12 protein-coding genes are annotated in these 17,755 nt (G+C 46.4%); 4 read left to right on the top strand and 8 right to left on the bottom strand.

From position 1 onward, the window contains the following. The 4 genes from ACLI09_RS15155 to ACLI09_RS15140 all read right to left on the bottom strand — a co-directional run. Window positions 1-3,554: fibronectin type III domain-containing protein (locus ACLI09_RS15155; protein WP_411420483.1), on the bottom strand; the 3,554-nt coding region annotated here is incomplete at its 3' end. Window positions 3,555-4,164: 610 nt separating this feature from the next. Next, window positions 4,165-5,118: a 2-hydroxyacid dehydrogenase gene (locus ACLI09_RS15150; protein WP_411420482.1), complete on the bottom strand. Its 954-nt coding sequence runs from the start codon at window positions 5,116-5,118 to the stop codon at window positions 4,165-4,167. 16 nt (window positions 5,119-5,134) lie between these two features. Next, entirely contained in the window at window positions 5,135-5,794 is a 660-nt protein-coding gene (locus ACLI09_RS15145) for a 3-oxoacid CoA-transferase subunit B (RefSeq protein WP_411420481.1), read from the bottom strand. A 29-nt stretch (window positions 5,795-5,823) separates the two neighbouring features. Continuing rightward, the gene (locus ACLI09_RS15140; protein WP_411420480.1) at window positions 5,824-6,525 is read right to left on the bottom strand and encodes a CoA transferase subunit A; all 702 of its coding nucleotides are present in this window, start codon (window positions 6,523-6,525) and stop codon (window positions 5,824-5,826) included. Window positions 6,526-6,868: 343 nt separating this feature from the next. On the opposite strand from ACLI09_RS15140, the gene ACLI09_RS15135 reads away from it, so the two are divergent. Next, the gene (locus tag ACLI09_RS15135) at window positions 6,869-7,030 is read left to right on the top strand and encodes a hypothetical protein (protein WP_411420479.1); all 162 of its coding nucleotides are present in this window, start codon (window positions 6,869-6,871) and stop codon (window positions 7,028-7,030) included. 223 nt (window positions 7,031-7,253) lie between these two features. Here ACLI09_RS15135 and ACLI09_RS15130 read toward each other — a convergent pair whose 3' ends face one another. The 3 genes from ACLI09_RS15130 to ACLI09_RS15120 are packed head-to-tail and all read right to left on the bottom strand — an operon-like array spanning window position 7,254 to window position 11,538. Beyond that, a complete protein-coding gene (locus ACLI09_RS15130) occupies window positions 7,254-9,587 on the bottom strand; it encodes a penicillin-binding protein 1A (protein WP_411420478.1) in 2,334 nt (777 codons plus the stop codon). 9 nt (window positions 9,588-9,596) lie between these two features. Continuing rightward, complete coding sequence (locus ACLI09_RS15125) at window positions 9,597-10,091, bottom strand: gliding motility lipoprotein GldH (RefSeq protein WP_411420477.1); 495 nt, start codon at window positions 10,089-10,091, stop codon at window positions 9,597-9,599. After that, window positions 10,069-11,538, bottom strand: coding sequence for a stage 0 sporulation family protein (locus ACLI09_RS15120; RefSeq protein ID WP_411420476.1), 1,470 nt, complete (start codon window positions 11,536-11,538; stop codon window positions 10,069-10,071). The genes ACLI09_RS15125 and ACLI09_RS15120 overlap by 23 nt, the downstream gene beginning before the upstream one ends. A gap of 314 nt (window positions 11,539-11,852) precedes the next feature. Here ACLI09_RS15120 and ACLI09_RS15115 point away from each other — a divergent pair, with 314 nt between their 5' ends. Then, window positions 11,853-12,356 (top strand): hypothetical protein, encoded by a 504-nt coding sequence (locus ACLI09_RS15115; RefSeq protein ID WP_411420475.1) that lies wholly within the window; start codon window positions 11,853-11,855, stop codon window positions 12,354-12,356. Between the two features lie 139 nt (window positions 12,357-12,495). On the opposite strand, the gene ACLI09_RS15110 is transcribed toward ACLI09_RS15115, so the two are convergent. Beyond that, entirely contained in the window at window positions 12,496-13,677 is a 1,182-nt protein-coding gene (locus ACLI09_RS15110; RefSeq protein ID WP_411420474.1) for an OmpA family protein, read from the bottom strand. Window positions 13,678-13,980: 303 nt separating this feature from the next. Between ACLI09_RS15110 and metG the strand changes: the two genes are divergently transcribed. Beyond that, entirely contained in the window at window positions 13,981-16,113 is a 2,133-nt protein-coding gene (metG, locus tag ACLI09_RS15105) for a methionine--tRNA ligase (protein ID WP_411420473.1), read from the top strand. 219 nt (window positions 16,114-16,332) lie between these two features. Then, complete coding sequence (locus ACLI09_RS15100; protein WP_411420472.1) at window positions 16,333-17,751, top strand: hypothetical protein; 1,419 nt, start codon at window positions 16,333-16,335, stop codon at window positions 17,749-17,751. Window positions 17,752-17,755 lie beyond the last annotated feature (4 nt).

Below are 17,755 nucleotides of genomic sequence, written 5' to 3'. Positions count from 1 at the left end.
TTGGTGTTCTGGGTGCCGCAGGCCGAGTTTGTATGGAAGTAATAACGGAAGTTACCGCTGTTTTCGCCGGTATTCCAAACTAATGGGGTGGTGCCATACGCCAGTACGGTAGTACCGGTGCTGTTTGTTATGGTAATAAAGTCGGTAGTTACCGAACTTGAAAACGTATAGTTTGTATTTGCAGATAGGATAACACTGCTGTATTCTCCCGCATAAGCGTTTGTAACAATGGTTTCCGCGGCTCCTGTACATGCAGGTGTGTAAGTTGCAGCTGGATATAAACCGCCAGTGGTACAGCCCATAAGCGAAGTGGTATAGCTGCCCCCTGCTACCCACGCGCCTGCAGTGCTGCCACATACCGCGCGCACCCACCAGTAATAAGTAGTGGCGGGGGTAAGCAAGGCAGCCGTATAGTTTGTGGTGTTGGTAGTGCTGCTTATGGCTGCCCCTGCCAATGGTGCTGTAGGCGAAGTGGCATAATATACCTGGTAGCCTGTGGGCGGCCCGGTAGTGGCAGCTGTCCACGCCATCGTGGCAACTGTAGCGCCTACGCTTGTGGCGGCAGGTGCCGTAGGAGTGCCACAAACCGGGGTTACCACAACCGACCACGACAGTGTAAAGGTGCCTGCATCAACACCATTGCCATCCTGTATCCAGTATACGGTTTGTGTGCTGCCTGTAGTATTAGACCATACCTGGGGTGTAGTATCATCACCTACACAGCCTATAATATTGGGTATAGCATCGCAGGGTGAGCCCCATCCTACATAAGCCTGGGCGTTATAATTGTTTGCCGTCTGGGCTATGGTAAGCGCGCTGCCGTTTGGCACGTTTATATAAAATATTTTCTCCGGGGCATAGTCGCCCATGCCGCAGTAGCCGTTATAATAGTCGTTATTAGAACCTATAGTGGTGTCATTATACGGGCTGGTAAGGGTTGCAAGGTTTATGGCGTTTGCGCAGGTATCGCCGGGTATGGTGCCGGTGTAGTACTGGAATGGCGCAGAGGTGGCCCAGTAGCTGTAGCTGGTGTCGCATACTGCGCGCACATGCAGGTAGTAGGGTATACCCGGGGTAATGGATGCCGGAACAGCGGTATCAGTAACTACCGTGCCCGAGGCAGGTGGGGTGGCCGATGTGGTTACCGCATACTCGTATGCAGTAGGCGTACTGCCGTTAGGTATTTCCCAGCGTACACTAGCGCTGGTGCTGGTTAGTGCGGTGCCTAACAAGTTTACCGGAGTGCTGCATCCGGTCATGTTATATATGCGTGCTATGCCATAACGCCTTACATTTTTATAACTAGTGAAATAACCTGCCGCCAATATCTTATTGTCGGGTTGTATGGCTATATGCTGAATGGAGACGTCATTGCTGTCGTTTCCTGCATAAAAAGCGGTATCTACACTACCGTCTGAATTGAGGCGTGCCAAACGGCTAGATACGAAGCCATTATAGCTGTTAAAGTAGCCATTAATTAAGATTTTGCTGTCTGAAAGTACGGTTACCTCACGTATTGCTGAACTTACCCCGCCTGATGAATTTGCTCCGCTACCAAGCTGAAAAGTGGAATCTATTGCCCCGGTTGTGGTAAGGCGCACCAGTTTATTTGCCGAAGTATTATTAAAGTTGGTAAATGCACCGCCTAAAAGAATTTTTCCATCAGCCTGTAGCGCTATGCTGTATATGAGGTCATTAGAGCCAGTGCCAGGATTAAAAGTGGTATCAAGAGTGCCGTTAGAATTTAAACGGGAAATGCCCTTGCGCGCTACACCGTTTGATGTGCTAAAGTAGCCTCCTATAAGTATTTTGCCGTCCGGCTGCAAGGCAATGCAATGCACGGCAGAACTGGTTGAGCTGGCAAAGTTAAAGGAACTGTCAGAACCACCGTCGCTGTAAAGACGTACCAAATACTCTGACCCTGACCCACCAAAGGTGGTAAAGTCGCCACCCACAAGTATCGCGCCGTCCGGCTGCAATACAATACTTCTTACCGTATTGTTAAAGCCGGTACTCGGGGTAAAGGTGGTATCGAGCGAACCGTCTGCATTAAGCCTGGCTATCTTATTACGGCTTACCCCGTTAAAGTGGGTAAAATCACCGCCTATAAGTATCTTGCCGTTGGGCTGCACTACCACTACACCTATTGAACCATCGGCGCCGGTGCCTATATTAAAACTGGTATCTATGCTGCCATCGCTATTGGTACGTACAATGCGGTTGTACGGCACCTCATTATATTGGGTAATAGAGCCTGCCAAAAGTATCTTACCATCTGGTTGAAGCGCTACTTCTTCAAGATAATTGCCAGAGCCTACTCCTGATATATTATTAAAGCCAAGATCCAGGGAACCATCGGTGTTTATTGCAGCTACACAGTCGCGCTTTTTAATGTTATAGTTTACAAATGCTCCTGTTACCACCAGTTTTCCATCGGCTCTCTGCACTATGCTGTATACCGCGTCTGCGGGGCCGTAGCCAGAGCCTGTAGTAAAGGCGGTATCTACAACGCCGTTAGACAAGAGACGCGCCAGGCGGTGAGCGTTTACAATGCCCGAAAAGTAAGTAAAATTACCCCCTACCAGTATTTTTCCGTCGGTCTGGGCCATAATATACCGTACAATGTCGTTACCCCCGGTTCCCACAGTAAAAGTGGTGTCCAGCGAGCCGTCGGTATTTATACGGGCCGCGCTTTTGCGGCTAGTACCGTTAAAAGTGGTAAAACTGCCTCCAATAAGAATTTTACCATCTGTTTGCAGGTTTACGCTGTAAATGGCGCTATTGGCTCCCGATGCCGGGGCAAACGTAGTATCCAGCGTGCCGGTTGTAGTAAGGCGTGCAATGCGGTTGCGGGTAGTGCCGTTATAAGTAGTAAAATCTCCGGCTATAAGTATTTTATTGTCATTTTGTATGGCTATGGCCCTTACAATGGCCGAAGCACCGGTATTAGTGGTAAAGGTATCGTCTACATCGCCTGAAGACGCAAGGCGTACAATGCGGTTGGCCGAAAATCCGTTAAACATTGTAAACAGGCCCCCTGCAAGTATCTTGCCGTCGGCCTGTACGGCCACTGCCTGTACATAGTTGTTGCCGCCGGTGCCGGGAACAAAAGTACTGTCGAGCGATCCGTCTGCATTAAGGCGCGCAATATAGTTGCGGGCCTCCCCGCCATAGGTGGTAAAAGCGCCACCTATTACTATTTTTCCATCGGCCTGTAACGCTACCGAATAGATAATGCCGTCTGCACCCAGCCCGGGATCGAATGTAGGATCTATAGAGCCGTTTGCGAGTATACGCACAATACGGTTTTTGGGATAACTCCGGTATGTGGTAAAATCACCGGCGATGATAACTTTCCCGTCGGGCTGCAATGCAGATGTATATACGGTGCCGTTTGCGCCATTATACAGGCTGGGAGCGTCATTATCCACGTATACATTGTCATGGCCGTTAAAGGTAAGGTCAAGGTCTCCGGGCTGTTGCCCATAAAATGCGGCGGTTAACACCAGCAGGAATGCCGTCAGGAAGTTTTTAACAGTAGTTTTAAGTACCATATATAATTGATTTGGTTTTGATATTCATTATAACAAAAATTCAGGGGAAATAATGATGTATTGCCCTGATAAGATATTATCAGGGTGCTTGTACTCTATTAGTAAGGGAATTCATTGGTCAATTGGTCTTTTGGTTTTCGCTAAAGGTCCATGTTTTGGCAGAAGCGGCTACAAAACTAATTAAATAAATTTTAACACAGTATACCTGATAATAATTATTTATTAACTTTTTTTGCAGTATCGTGTATTATTTTTCATACAAATAAAACCCTGGCATATGGAATGTAAGATTCAGGAATAGCGTTAGGCTCAGATATTGATATTTCAATTACATTCAAACCGATAAACGGAGTCGCATAATGAAAACAGGTGTATTTAAATATCTACATGCCAATTCCTCAAGAGCAGGTATTACAGCCCTGAACTTTATGCTTGAGGGTCAAAAAATAGCGATAGGTCTTGGTGGAACTTGCTCATATACCCTTGATCTGTTTCTAAGACGCATATAGCCGAAATTGATTTGTATGACCCTGGTGTTTTTTAGGTTCATGGATACCTATAGATAGAGGTTGATTTTATATGCCCAATATATAAAATTTTGTATAAAAAGTTAGATTTTTTTACCGTAAACCGCCTTAATCTTATCTGCAATTACTTGTGCCAGGCGTTCATGGCTTTCAAAAGTCCAACCGGCTATGTGGGGGGTAAGTAAGACATTGTTTGCGGTTAACAGGTAACGGAATGCCTCCGGCATATCGGTACCGGTAAACAACTGTTCAAACGATGATTTTTCATATTCCAGCACATCAAGCGCGGCACCAAGCACTTTACCTGACTGCAATGCTGCAACAAGGTGGGCTGTTACCAAACTATTGCCCCTTGCGGTATTAATAATCCAGAAGGGCTTGGCAAACGCACTTATAAAGGCTTCGTTTACCATCTTATCGGTTTCGGGTGTCCAGGGTGTGTGCAGGCTAATAACGTCGGCCTTTTGCTGTAATTCCTCCAGCGAAACCTGTCGGGCATTATCATCGCCCACTCCGGGTTTAATGTCGTAACAAATTACGTCAACATCAAAGCCCTGAAGCTTTTTAGCGAAAGACTTGCCCATATTGCCATAGCCAATGATGCCCACCGTTTTACCATCAAGCTCATGCCCGCGGTTGGCTTCGCGTACCCACTGCCCGTTGCGCACTTCGCGGTCGGCTGTATTGAGGTTGTTAAACAGGCTCAGCAACATGCCAAGTGCCTGCTCCCCTACCGCATTGCGGTTGCCCTCAGGTGCGGCAATAAGGTGGATACCCCTGCTTTCAGCATAGGCTGTATCAATACTCTCTAACCCGGCACCTACACGGGCTATAAACTTAAGATTTGGGGCGCTATCTATAAATGCCCTGTCTATTTTAAACCTGCTGCGTATGACAATGCCGTTATAGCCTACCATCTTAGCTTCCACCTCGGCTTTGGCTGATGTGTAATCGGCTTCGTTAATAAACCCGCCTGCCTCAAGCTGGACCCAAAGCAGCGGGTGGTTGCTGTCAAGGTGTAAAACCTTTATGTTCATGGTTTATAATTCAGCGTTAATCAATAACCATTTCCGGAATTTCGCCTTCGATAACAAGGTTACCTTCGGTTGCGTTAATAATATCTTCTACCGTTACGCCCGGTGCACGTTCCAGGAGTTTAAAGCCCTCGGGTACAATTTCCAATACGCCAAGCTCTGTTACTACTTTCTTTACACAGCCCACACCGGTAAGCGGCAGCGAACAACGTTTAAGCAGCTTACTCTCCCCTGCCTTGTTTACGTGCATCATGGCCACGATTATATTTTCGGCAGATGCTACAAGGTCCATCGCGCCGCCCATGCCCTTAACCATCTTGCCGGGAATCTTCCAGTTGGCTATATCGCCATTCTCGGCCACTTCCATTGCGCCCAGTATGGTAAGGTCTACGTGCTGCCCGCGTATCATGCCAAAGCTGGTGGCGCTGTCAAAAAACGATGCGCCCGGCAGCGTGGTAATGGTTTGCTTGCCCGCGTTTATAACATCGGCATCCTCATCGCCCTCAAATGGGAACGGACCCATGCCCAGCACCCCATTTTCACTCTGGAATTCTACGTTGATATCATGACGCACGTAGTTTGCCACCAGGGTAGGTATCCCAATTCCCAGGTTTACAAAATACCCGTCCTGTACTTCTTTTGCGATTCTTTTCGCGATATCTTCTTTGCCTAATGCCATTTTGCTATTGATTTAACCAAATTGGTAAATTAAAAAATCGTCCTCACCGTCCGTTGCTCTATCCTTTTTTCATATTTCTCGCCCTGAAAAATCCGTTTCACAAAAATTCCCGGCACATGGATAGCGTTTGGGTCAAGTTCTCCGGCAGGCACAAGTTCCTCTACCTCGGCAATGGTAATTTTTGCGGCACCGGCCATACACGCGTTAAAATTGCGTGCCGTGCCTTTAAAGATGAGGTTCCCGGCCTCGTCACCCTTCCAGGCTTTTACAATGGCAAAGTCGGCTTTATAGGCCTCTTCTAAAATGTGCATCTTTCCGTTCCACTCGCGGCTTTCCTTACCTTCGGCTACTTCGGTACCGTACCCTGCCGGTGTATAAAACGCGGGGATACCCGCCTGGGCAGCACGGCATTTTTCGGCCAGGGTGCCCTGTGGGGTAAGTTCTACCTTGAGTTCTCCGCTCAGCATCTGGCGCTCAAACTCGGCATTTTCGCCCACGTAGCTCGATATCATTTTTTTTATCTGGCGCTTTTGAAGCAGCAGGCCAAGGCCAAAATCGTCTACGCCGGCGTTGTTGCTTATGCAGGTAAGGCCCGATACGCCTTTGCGCACCAGCTCTGCAATGCTGTTCTCGGGGATGCCGCACAGGCCAAAACCGCCCAGCATTATGGTTACATCATTGGTTATATCCCGCAGGGCTTGTTGCACACCCGGAACTTTTTTATTAATCATACAATTAATTTTATAATTGGGATATAAATGTATAAAAAAACGGGTTTATTCTTTGGTGTTACTACTGAATTTTTATTTAAACTCAGATTAAAGACTGGTGGTTAAAGAATAAATTATTTTTATCTAAATTTGAGTACCAACCATTTAAACCTAGTCAATTATAATAAAAAAAATAGTAACCATAGTCCTTATATGTTGTTTTATTTCCTGCTCCTCAACCCAGGAAAAGCGAAACAAAACCGCTTATATAGAAGAGTTTAAGCTGGTTTATTTTAAGGCGTGCCTGAAAAACAGCTTTGATAACGACGCCATAAAAGAACTCAACCTTATTGATAAAAGTGGCATGACCGAACCCATTTTAGGAACAGCATATCCTATGATTGACAGCCTGGCAAAGGTTACGGCAGCCAAAGTTTACAAGAAAAGTGATGCCAACGGCGAAATTGCCGAGGGTGCTGAAGGTAAGCATGTATATGCCGAATGCCTTGCCGCTTATCATTGCTAATGCAGCATATAAAAAACAAAATGAAATATGAAAAGATTATTTACGGACTTCTCAGTAGGCGTATTTATATGGCAGGTGTTTTTTATATTGTTTTGGAGAGCAGTGTTATTCCTGATTATAAGGCTACTGTATAAAAAGAATTTTCCAAAGAGCAGCAAGTAATAATCGCGCATAAAAAAACACCTCCGACTGAAGGTGTCTTTTCATCATAATCTTATTGCAACTACATGCCTAAAAGTTCATCTGTATCAACCACAGTGCTATCAACCTCGGTGGTATCAACTGTTGGTTTCTTCCAGCAGTCTACGGGTATGCTCAGGTTTTTAGGGCGCTCAAAAGGCTTTTCTGATACTTTAAATACAACGCTGTCATCGGCATATACCTTTTTCATATAAAGGCCCCAAATAGGCAGCGCCATCATAGCACCCTGGCCGTACTGTAGGCTCTTAAAGTGCGCAGAGCGGTCTTCGTTACCCACCCATACACCGGTGGCAAGGTTAGGCACCATGCCCACAAACCACCCGTCGCTCTGGTTTTGTGATGTACCTGTTTTACCGGCTACCGGGTTTAGTATCTGGTAGGGGTAGCCTGTCATTCGTTTATAAGCCGGGCCACCGTTGCCGCCCCATTTAAGGCGCGCGCCACTGCCTGTTTCGGTAACGCCCTCCAGCAGTTTTATAACCGCATAGGCAATGTCTTTACTAACCACCTCGTGGGTTTGTATAGTAGGCTGATACAGGATCATGCCACTTTTGTCTTCAATTTTTGTAATAACCACAGGCTTTACATACATTCCCTGGTTAGCAAAGGTGGCATAGGCCGCTACCATTTCGCTTACCGTTATATCGGCGCTGCCCAGTGCTATAGAGGGCTGTTCCGGAATTTTGCTGGTAATACCCAGTTTTTTTGACATATCTACTACCGCTTTAGGGCCTACCTGGCTTATTAACTTGGCCGAAACGGTATTTATAGAATGTGCCAGGGCCTGCTTATAGGTTACCGTACCGCGGAATTTACCATCAGAGTTTTGCGGGTTCCAGTCCGCATCTATATTAAATTTACCTTTAGGAATACTAAAAGGACCGTCTATTACCGAGTCGCATGGCGATATGTGCAGCTGCTCTATGGCCGTGGCATATACAAAGGGCTTAAAGGTAGAACCTACCTGGCGTGCGCCCTGGGCTACGTGGTCGTACTGAAAATATTTATAGTCTATACCGCCCACCCATGCTTTTACAAAACCGGTTTGCGGCTCCATACTCATAAGCCCTGTTTGTAGGAAACTCTTATAATAACGGATAGAATCTATGGGCGTCATTATTGTATCGCGCTCACCCTTCCAGGTGAATACGGTCATGTCAGTCTTAACGCTGAACGATTTTATAATCTCGTCTTCGCTTTTACCATCAGCATCCATTTTACGCCAGCGTTCGCTATTGCGCATCGCACGGTCTATAATGCCTTTGGTTTCGGCCTCGCTTATCCTTACAAATGGTGTGTTCTTATTACCTTTTTGCTGGATGAAAAACTCTTCCTGAAGGTTAGCCAGGTGGTCGTGCACCGCCTCTTCGGCATATTGCTGCAGCTTACTGTCTATAGTGGTATATATCTTTAGGCCGTCGCGGTACAGGTTGTATTCGCTGCCGTCTGCCTTGGGGTGGTCTTTTACCCAATCATCCATAAAGCCGCGCAGGTATTCCCTAAAGTAGGTAGCTATTCCGTCTTTATGGCTTTCGGGATGGTAGTTAAGTTTTATTGGCTCCTTCTCTAACTTAACGCTTTCAGCCTCGGTAAGTTTATCGTTTTTCACCATCTGCCCGAACACCGTATTGCGGCGGTCAAGCACCAGCTTCCTTCGTTTTTCACTTGTACTTGCCGGGTTGTATAGCGATGGGTTTTTAAGCATACCCACAATTACTGCCGACTCTTCCGTCTTGAGGTCTTTTGGTTCTTTACCAAAATAAGTTTTAGAAGCAGAGCGTATACCTACAGCATTATGCGTAAAGTCAACGGTATTAAGGTACATGGCAATAAGCTCTTCCTTAGTATACTGGCGCTCCAGTCGGATGGCTATAATCCACTCCTTGCCTTTCTGGATAATACGCATGATAAGGTTTTTAGAGCCTTCGCCGTGAAAAAGGTTTTTTGCCAGCTGCTGGCTCAGTGTACTCGCACCACCGCTAGCACCCAGGCTAAGGGCAGCCCTTAATGTACCACGCATATCAATGCCGGAATGGTCGTAAAAACGTTCGTCTTCGGTAGCAACTAAAGCATCTACCAGGTTTTTAGGCAGGTCGCTATATTTTACCGGGGTACGGTTCTGGGTATAAAACTTACCCAGTGTTTGCCCGTCGGCACTGATGATTTCGGTAGCTACATTGTAGTTAGGGTTTTCCAGTTCGTCAAAAGTGGGCATTTTACCAAAAACACCCCACGATGCCAGGAGGAAGAACAAGATTATGGCTAAGAAACCAAAGCCGAATATCTTCCAGAAATTTTTTACGTAGCGCCTAAACTCTCTTTTCTCGTCCTGTCCGTTATTATTTACTACTGCCATACTGCTGTATTATTCTTTATTTTCTATCCTGAAACCTACTTCGGTAATGCCTTCTAAATTTTCTACGCCGGGCACTTTGCCGCTTTCCCGCACTGCCTGCTGGATGGTAAACAAATACTTGCCTGTTTTAGGGAAGTTTACGTTTTCCTTATACCACAGCTTACTCTCTTTAATGTCACTAAAGCCACTGCCCATAAGGCTGCCGTCAGGGTTTGCCATCTGGTACTCCAGCGTATCTACCTTAACCAGCCTGGTATCGGGCTGCTCCATCTGCACAATTATAAAGAGGTTACTGTACGGGTAGCTATTGTTTGCTCGTGTGGTAATAAACAGGTTGTAGCGGCTTACCGTATCGGTAGCCTCAAACGTAAACTGGGCTTTCTTGTCGATGTTCCACCCTCCGTCAAACTCCTTGTACTCATCAAACACACGCGCTTTATCGCATGAGGCCAGTAAAAGAAGCGCCACAAGGGCAAAAAAGCTATTTTTTATCGTTACTACCATTCCTGTCACCCGGCGGTTTATTTCTACGGTTATTATTCCTTCTCTGCTTATTGTTGTTAGGATTGCCCTCTGTATTGCCTTTTGGTGCAGAGCCTTCCGGCCTCGGCGGCCTGTTTTGGTTTTGGTTCTGGTTTTGTTTGGGCTGGCCCTGAACCGGGCTTTGATTTGGCTGTGCCTGTACCGGGTTTTCGCCGGCCGGTTTATTTTCCCGTGGCTTTATATGCTGTTTAGGGCGGTTCCCCTGCTGCCTTGGCGCCTGGCCGACCGGCTTATCGGGCCTGTCGGCCGTTATAGCGGGCTCGCCTTTGCCGCCACGGTCTTTGTTGCGGCCAGGTTTTTTCTTGCGTTTAGGCGCATCAAAACGGGTAAGGCTGTCCTGGCCCACCGCATTCTGGAAGCTTTTCTCGATAAGTTCGGTGCTTTCTGTTTCTACTACATACTCTTCCAGTGCCGCTACACGCTCTTTTTTGCGGTTCAGCGCCATGATTTCTTTAACGCTTTCTGCCTCAAGCACATGCCAGTGGCCGGTATCGTTTGTATAGGCAAACCACATAAGGCCTTTAAAGATGTCTATCTTCTGGCAAAACGCGTCGCCTTTTTCGGTATACAACCTGGTTTCCATATCCGGAAGTTCCTTAAGGGCATCCAGGTAGGTGTCTAACTCATAATTAAGGCAGCATTTTAGCTTACCGCACTGCCCCGCGAGCTTTTGCGGGTTAAGCGATAATTGCTGGTAACGTGCCGCGCTGGTGTTTACGCTTCGGAAGTCAGTGAGCCATGTACTGCAGCACAGCTCGCGGCCGCAAGAGCCTATGCCGCCCAGGCGTGAAGCTTCCTGACGGAAGCCCACCTGTTTCATCTCGATACGTATACTAAATTCGCGCGCGTAGTCTTTAATAAGCTGGCGGAAGTCAACACGGTCGTTTGCTGTATAATAAAAGGTTGCTTTTGAGGCATCGCCCTGAAATTCTATATCCGAAATTTTCATTTCGAGGTTAAGCCGTATGGCTATTTCACGGGCTATAACCTTCATAGGTTCTTCGCGGTTTCGGGCCGCACTCCATATGTCTATATCTTTTTGCGATGCCTTGCGGTACACTTTAAGCACTTCGCCATTATTTTCTACGCCCTTTTTCTTCATTTGTATCTTTACCAGCTCGCCGGTAAGGGTTACTATGCCTATGTCGTGGCCGGGCGAAGCCTCGGTGGCTACTATATCGCCCATGCTCAGGGTAATATTTTCGCTGTTGCGGTAAAACTCTTTACGTCCGTTTTTAAAGCGCACTTCCACACAGTCAAACGGGGCTTGCCCGCCGGGAAGGCTCATATTGCTAAGCCAGTCAAATACAGTTAGTTTATTGCAGCTGTCGGTCCCGCAGGTGCCGTTGCTTTTACATCCTCTTGGGGTACCGTCTTTAGACCCCGTAGAACAATTAGTACATGCCATAAAAGTTGTTATATATAGGTCGTGGCGTTGCCACTACGTGCCTTGGTTGTTTTTATAAAACGTTTTGCGGGTAAAGATAGTATTTTTTTATGGAATGGAATGAAAAGATGCCACCGCCATAACCGTTGCGGAAATGGCTTTAATAAGAGTAATAAGGGTTGTAGTATTTTTTGATTGCGTTAAGACAAAGTGCCAAAGTTTTACTAAATGTTATTTTATCCTTCCATAATATCACAAAAAGGCACGTAACTTGGTTGTAGGAAAATAAGGCTATAAATAAATACGACATAGCTACCAAACTAAAATTGATTATTATGAAAACATTCAGGTTAATAATGGCAGGGTTGCTGTTTGTAGTAACCGGCCAGATGAAGGCACAGGTTTCGGTTAATGTAAATATAGGAAGCCCACCTGCATGGGGCCCGTCCGGATATACCGATGTGCGTTATTACTACATTCCGGATATAGGCATTTATTATGATGTGGCTAATGCCGAATATATTTACCCAAATAATAACGTATGGGTGCGCACCACAGTGGTACCTGTAGCCTACAGGCAATATAACTTTTATAATGGCTATAAAGTGGTGCTAACCGACTATAAAGGCGCTACTCCTTATGTATACTATAAAAAACATAAGGTAAAATACCCTAAAGGATACCATCCATCAAGGCAAAAAACAATAGGCATACCGCCGGGACAGGCTAAAAAAGCCAGGGTGGTAACCACCCCACGCGGTAATGCCATAGTGGTACAAAAAGGCAACAATGGCCGTGGTAACGGCGAAGGCCATGGTAACGGTAAAGGGAAACACTAAGCTTATTTAGAAGCACACACAGCAACACTATTTTATTTTTTAAGAACGAAAACCGGCCACATATAGCCGGTTTTTCTCTGTTAAGAATATAGCGAACGGTATAAAAGGCTAATCAAGTCTTAACCGAAATATACCAAGTCTAAAATAACTCGCTAAACCAGCTTTTTTTCTTTTTCTTTTCCGCCTGTTTAGGTAGTCCCGCTATGAGGGCTCTTTCAGTAATGTAATAATGGTGGTTGCGTTTTTTATCTACTTTATGGCGGCATTTGCGTAGCTGCAGGCCTATTTCCTTACGTGAATCTTTTTCGGCACCGGTAAACAATATACCTGCCAGGCCGGTATGGTTTGGAACACAAAACGCCCAGGTGGTATCGTTTACCTTTGCCGAAAAATACATATCGCCATAACTATTGTACATGCGCGCCTTAACAAAATCATACGGTTTATCGGTATACAGGTATACTACGCGGTAGCCGTTTTCTCTATTGGCAAACATATCAAGGTTTATGTGGGTGCATTCTGCCGGTTTTGCTGGCAGTTTTATAGTATACATTTTTGTTATGCTGTCGGTAGTTACTTCTATGCTGGTATTTTGCCATACCAGTTTGCCTTCTTTATCTTCAAGCGACAGCCACACACTTGCCTTATCGTTTATTACGCCGCGGTTTGCAGGTATCTGTATGGTATACATACCCGTACTGTCTACCTGCTTATAGGTGTTGCACACGGTTATCATCCCTTCAGATTTTAATATGTCGCCACCCTCGGCAATACCATACATGCCATTTGCTATCATACTTTCAGTACTAAAAAATTCGCTCACGGCTACCTCGCCGGGGCCTATCCCACCGCTCAAAATCACGTTTGTGCCCTGCCTACCCCTAATTTCGGGTATGCTTACGCTACTGCCGTAACCAGCATTTGTATTTGCCACTTCATACGGCTGAGCCCTGGCGGTGTACTCAATACGTACCCTGCGTTTCTTCTCCGCGGTCAGTACCGCCGCGCGAAGCCCCGGACTGTCTACTGCTGCCTCGGCAATCAGGAAACCGTGCAGCTGAAAATACCCCGCTACCCTGTCGGCGCGTTTTTGCGCGAGTATGCGGTTGTAACTTTCGGTACCGGCGTCATCTGTAAAGCCATAAATTTTTATTGCATAACTGTCGGTGCCTTTCAGTTCAGATGAAATACTGTCAAGTGTAATATGTGCGTCTTCGGTAAGCACATCACTATCAAAATCAAAATAGGCAAAAGCTGTTTTTTGCTGCTGAGCGGTCATCGATATATAACTCAGCAATAGTAGTAAACTATATTTTTTCATAATACAATTGGTTTTACTGTTTAATGGTTAAGATGCGGGTAGATGTGTGGAGGGTTGGAATTGGGTGGTTTTTTTCGTTGATGGTTGTTGGTAGCTTCACTCAGGCATTACGGAACGCGGATGACGCGGATGCTACGCAATCGCGGATTTGCGCGGATTTTGAGGTTTGGGAAAAAGAGGTATAACTTTTATCCATAATCTGCGAAAATCTGCCGCATCCGCGTCATCCGCGTTCCATCACAAGAACCTCAGCACCTTCCCAAAAAATTCGTACTTTTGCACATAAATTCACAAACTGCAACAATGTTACAAGACCCAAAAAGATATACCATTACCGCTGCTTTACCTTACACCAATGGCCCCATCCATATAGGCCACCTGGCCGGCGTATATGTACCCGGAGATATTTACAGCCGCTACCTTAGGCTTCAGGGTAAGGATGTTGCCTTTATCTGCGGAAGCGATGAGCACGGCGTAGCCATATCTATGAAAGCCAAAAAAGAGGGCATCACCCCGCAGGAAGTTATAGATAAATACCACCACATCATCAAAACATCGTTTGAAGACTTCGGGATATCGTTTGACAATTATTCGCGTACCTCGGCTAAGGTGCACCACGATACGGCTTCAGAGTTTTTCAAAAAACTATACAGCGAAGGCAAGTTTATTGAAGAAGTTACCGAGCAGTTGTATGACGCTAAGGCCGACCAGTTCCTGGCCGACCGTTTTGTAACCGGTACCTGCCCAAAGTGCGGCCACGAGGGAGCCTATGGCGACCAGTGTGAAAACTGCGGTTCATCGCTCAACGCGACCGACCTTATAAACCCAAAGAGTACCATAACCGGTACCACCCCCATATTAAAAGCCACAAAACACTGGTTTTTGCCGTTAGACCAATATGATGCGTTCCTGCGGGAATGGGTTATTAAAGGCCATGAGAAAGACTGGAAGCCTAACGTATACGGCCAGGTAAAATCGTGGCTGGACGATGGCCTTAAGCCCCGTGCCGTAACGCGCGACCTCGACTGGGGTATCCCTGTGCCTGTTGAAGGTGCCGAAGGCAAAGTGCTGTATGTGTGGTTTGACGCGCCTATAGGCTACATATCGTCGACCAAAGAGTGGGCCGCCCGCGAAGGCAAGGACTGGGAGCCCTACTGGAAAAGTGAGGACACCAAGCTGGTGCACTTTATCGGCAAAGACAATATTGTGTTCCATTGCATTATATTCCCTGCCATGCTTAAGGCCGAAGGCTCTTATATACTGCCGGACAACGTGCCTGCCAATGAGTTCCTTAACCTTGAGGGCAACAAGCTAAGCACCAGCAAAAACTGGGCGGTATGGCTGCACGAATATTTACAGGATTTCCCGGGCCAGCAGGATGTGCTGCGTTACTCGCTTACCGCGACTGCACCCGAAACAAAGGATAACGACTTTACATGGAAAGATTTCCAGGCACGTAATAATAATGAGTTGGTTGCCATATTTGGCAACTTTATTAACCGAGTGGTGGTACTTACCAATAAGTACTACGAAGGTGCGGTGCCTGAACCCAATGAATTTAGCGACGTAGATACCGCCACACTTACTGAAATGCGTGCCTATCCTGCCGTAATAGCCAGCAGCCTTGAGAGGTACCGTTTCAGGGAGGCCCTTACAGAGCTAATGAACCTGGCGCGCCTCGGCAACAAATACCTGGCGGACGAAGAGCCGTGGAAGGTAATTAAAGACAACCCGGAGCGTGTAAAAACACAAATGTATGTAGCACTGCAAATTGCCACGGCGCTATCGGTTTTATGTGAGCCATTCCTGCCGTTTACCGCCAGGAAGCTAAAAGGCATACTAAAACTGGACGAAAGGCCGGAGCCGGTAATTTCGATGGGCGTAGTTGATGAAACACTAAGCTATAACGAAGCTAAAGACGCACACGGTACCGGCTGGAATGATGTTGCGCTTAAAGAAAACCTGCTTACCGCCGGGCACCACATAGGCCAGGCAGAACTGCTTTTCAGTAAAATAGAAGACGAAGCCATACAGGCACAGGTAGATAAACTGGAGGCTACAAAAACAGCTAACGCTGCCGCTAATAAAGTGGCCGCACCCCAAAAAGACCTGATACAGTATGACGACTTCGCAAAGATGGACATACGTACCGGGACGATACTGGAAGCTGAGAAAATGCCAAAGGCCAACAAACTTTTAGTGCTAAAAGTTGACACGGGCATAGATGTGCGCACTATAGTATCGGGCATTGCCGAGAGCTTTAAGCCCGAAGACATTATAGGCAAGCGCGTTACCGTGCTGGTTAACCTTGCACCGCGCAACCTGCGTGGTGTAGAAAGCCAGGGCATGATACTGATGACCCAAAGCCCCGACGGCAAACTGGTATTCGTTAACCCGGATGTTGAGGGGGTGGATAATGGGGAAGCAATCTCCTAAATTAGTGCCCAGTGTTCAGTCGCAGTAGGCAGCCCGTCTTTGCGAGGAACGAAGCAATCTCATAACTATTAATATAGAGGCCTCTGGAAACAGGGGCTTTTTTTATAGATTATTTTACACTCCCGCCTTTGCTTATTTAGTAACTTCATATCATAAAGTGCGGGCATGGTATTTGCTTATCCTTCCGTACCTTTACAATACGTTTTGGTAAAAATAGCTATGGCCATCAAAAAAATATTCACCCTATTATTCATCACCTGCTGCCTGCAAAGCGCATTAGGGCAGGTGGTTTTATCATCACATTACCTTGATTTACAAAAGGCCGATGCTTACCACGATGCCCTGCCCGCGCCCGAAGCTAATAACCGCGGCCTGGTAGTGTTTGCTGCTGATAAAAACACCGTTACCGCCCTGCGCTATACCCGCGTACTATATTACGCAGACAGCCTGGCCACCGACCGCCCCTCTACAGCCGATTACGAACTCACGGCGGGCTACAGCTACAGTGCTACCGGGCAGCCATCGGCATACTGGGCCAGCGCCGACTTTAAAAAAGTACAGGAACTGCAGTTTGATTTTGATACCAAAAAGGTTAGCGACTATTCGTTTGAAATGCTGTTTAAAGACGAAGATATACTGCTCACCTTTAGCGCTAACAACTCTTTTCATATTGTAACACTGCCTGAAAAAGAAAGTAAACTATACTTTTATGTGTTTAATGAAGGCAGGTATGAAAGGCACACAGCCGATTTTTCTGATTTTAAATTTGACGATGGAGAGAGTAGTTCCGTTTCTTTTCACACGTTGCTGGAAACACATACCCTACAAAAAATGGAAGCGGCTACTTATAACCCGCTGCCTGCTACGGCCGGTAAGTTAAAGCTGTTTATATCAAAAGATGCACTACAGCTTACCTTTGACCAAAACCCGGCAGCAACGCAAATTTTCACTATTGAAGCTAAAACGTATAAAGTATCGGAAAAAATTATCCCGAAACCAGTGCTGGAAGATGGCGATTCAAACTCATTCCTGCACGGCAATAAACTGTACCATATAGCCATAAGCAAAAACGAAATGGCACTACAGGCTACCGACCTTGCAACCGGAAATGTACTGAAAAGTTATACAGCTGGGATAAACGATACCATTAGCTTTAAGAATTCGGCGCTGCTGGAGCAAACGGGTAACAAAAGTGCCAATATTTTTAAGAACACTAAAAAATTCATCCGGAGGGCAAATATGGGCACCCCGGCCATATCTGTATACCAAACACCTAACGACATCCTGGTTGTTTCGGGCGCTATACGCGCTACCGCTCCGGCGGGCGAAATGATTGTGGGAAGCCTTGGTACAATAGCTATGGCAGCCACTGGCGTAGGTGGCGACGCTTTTGGCATGTTCCCCGAGCATACGCAGTCCATTTACATCGAAAGCCTTTTTGACGAAAGCTTTAATCATAAAAATTTACCCCAGGAGCGCCTCGCCGCTGATTATATAGGCCAGTATATGTATGAGCATGAAAAGCAAATTGCGCTGCAAACCGTATTCCCTTACGAATACTATTACGTACTGGGATATTATAATGCAAAGGCTAAAAAGTACATCCTGTTAAAGTTTATGGATGATGGTATACGGTAAATTT

The organism is Flavobacterium sp. RHBU_24, from assembly GCF_046613695.1.
Classification (GTDB): domain Bacteria; phylum Bacteroidota; class Bacteroidia; order Flavobacteriales; family Flavobacteriaceae; genus Flavobacterium.
The sequence above is the reverse complement of the archived record's forward strand: the minus strand, read 5'-3'. Positions and strand labels throughout refer to the sequence as shown.

Excerpts from the sequence above, each read along its gene's own strand:
- ACLI09_RS15125 (WP_411420477.1), bottom strand. The coding sequence starts at position 10,091 with ATGGTAGTAACGATAAAAAATAGCTTTTTTGCCCTTGTGGCGCTTCTT.
- ACLI09_RS15115 (WP_411420475.1), top strand. The coding sequence starts at position 11,853 with ATGAAAACATTCAGGTTAATAATGGCAGGGTTGCTGTTTGTAGTAACC.
- ACLI09_RS15120 (WP_411420476.1), bottom strand. The coding sequence starts at position 11,538 with ATGGCATGTACTAATTGTTCTACGGGGTCTAAAGACGGTACCCCAAGA.
- ACLI09_RS15100 (WP_411420472.1), top strand. The coding sequence starts at position 16,333 with ATGGCCATCAAAAAAATATTCACCCTATTATTCATCACCTGCTGCCTG.
- ACLI09_RS15110 (WP_411420474.1), bottom strand. The coding sequence starts at position 13,677 with ATGAAAAAATATAGTTTACTACTATTGCTGAGTTATATATCGATGACC.
- ACLI09_RS15140 (WP_411420480.1), bottom strand. The coding sequence starts at position 6,525 with ATGATTAATAAAAAAGTTCCGGGTGTGCAACAAGCCCTGCGGGATATA.
- metG (WP_411420473.1), top strand. The coding sequence starts at position 13,981 with ATGTTACAAGACCCAAAAAGATATACCATTACCGCTGCTTTACCTTAC.
- ACLI09_RS15130 (WP_411420478.1), bottom strand. The coding sequence starts at position 9,587 with ATGGCAGTAGTAAATAATAACGGACAGGACGAGAAAAGAGAGTTTAGG.
- ACLI09_RS15145 (WP_411420481.1), bottom strand. The coding sequence starts at position 5,794 with ATGGCATTAGGCAAAGAAGATATCGCGAAAAGAATCGCAAAAGAAGTA.
- ACLI09_RS15150 (WP_411420482.1), bottom strand. The coding sequence starts at position 5,118 with ATGAACATAAAGGTTTTACACCTTGACAGCAACCACCCGCTGCTTTGG.
- ACLI09_RS15135 (WP_411420479.1), top strand. The coding sequence starts at position 6,869 with ATGACCGAACCCATTTTAGGAACAGCATATCCTATGATTGACAGCCTG.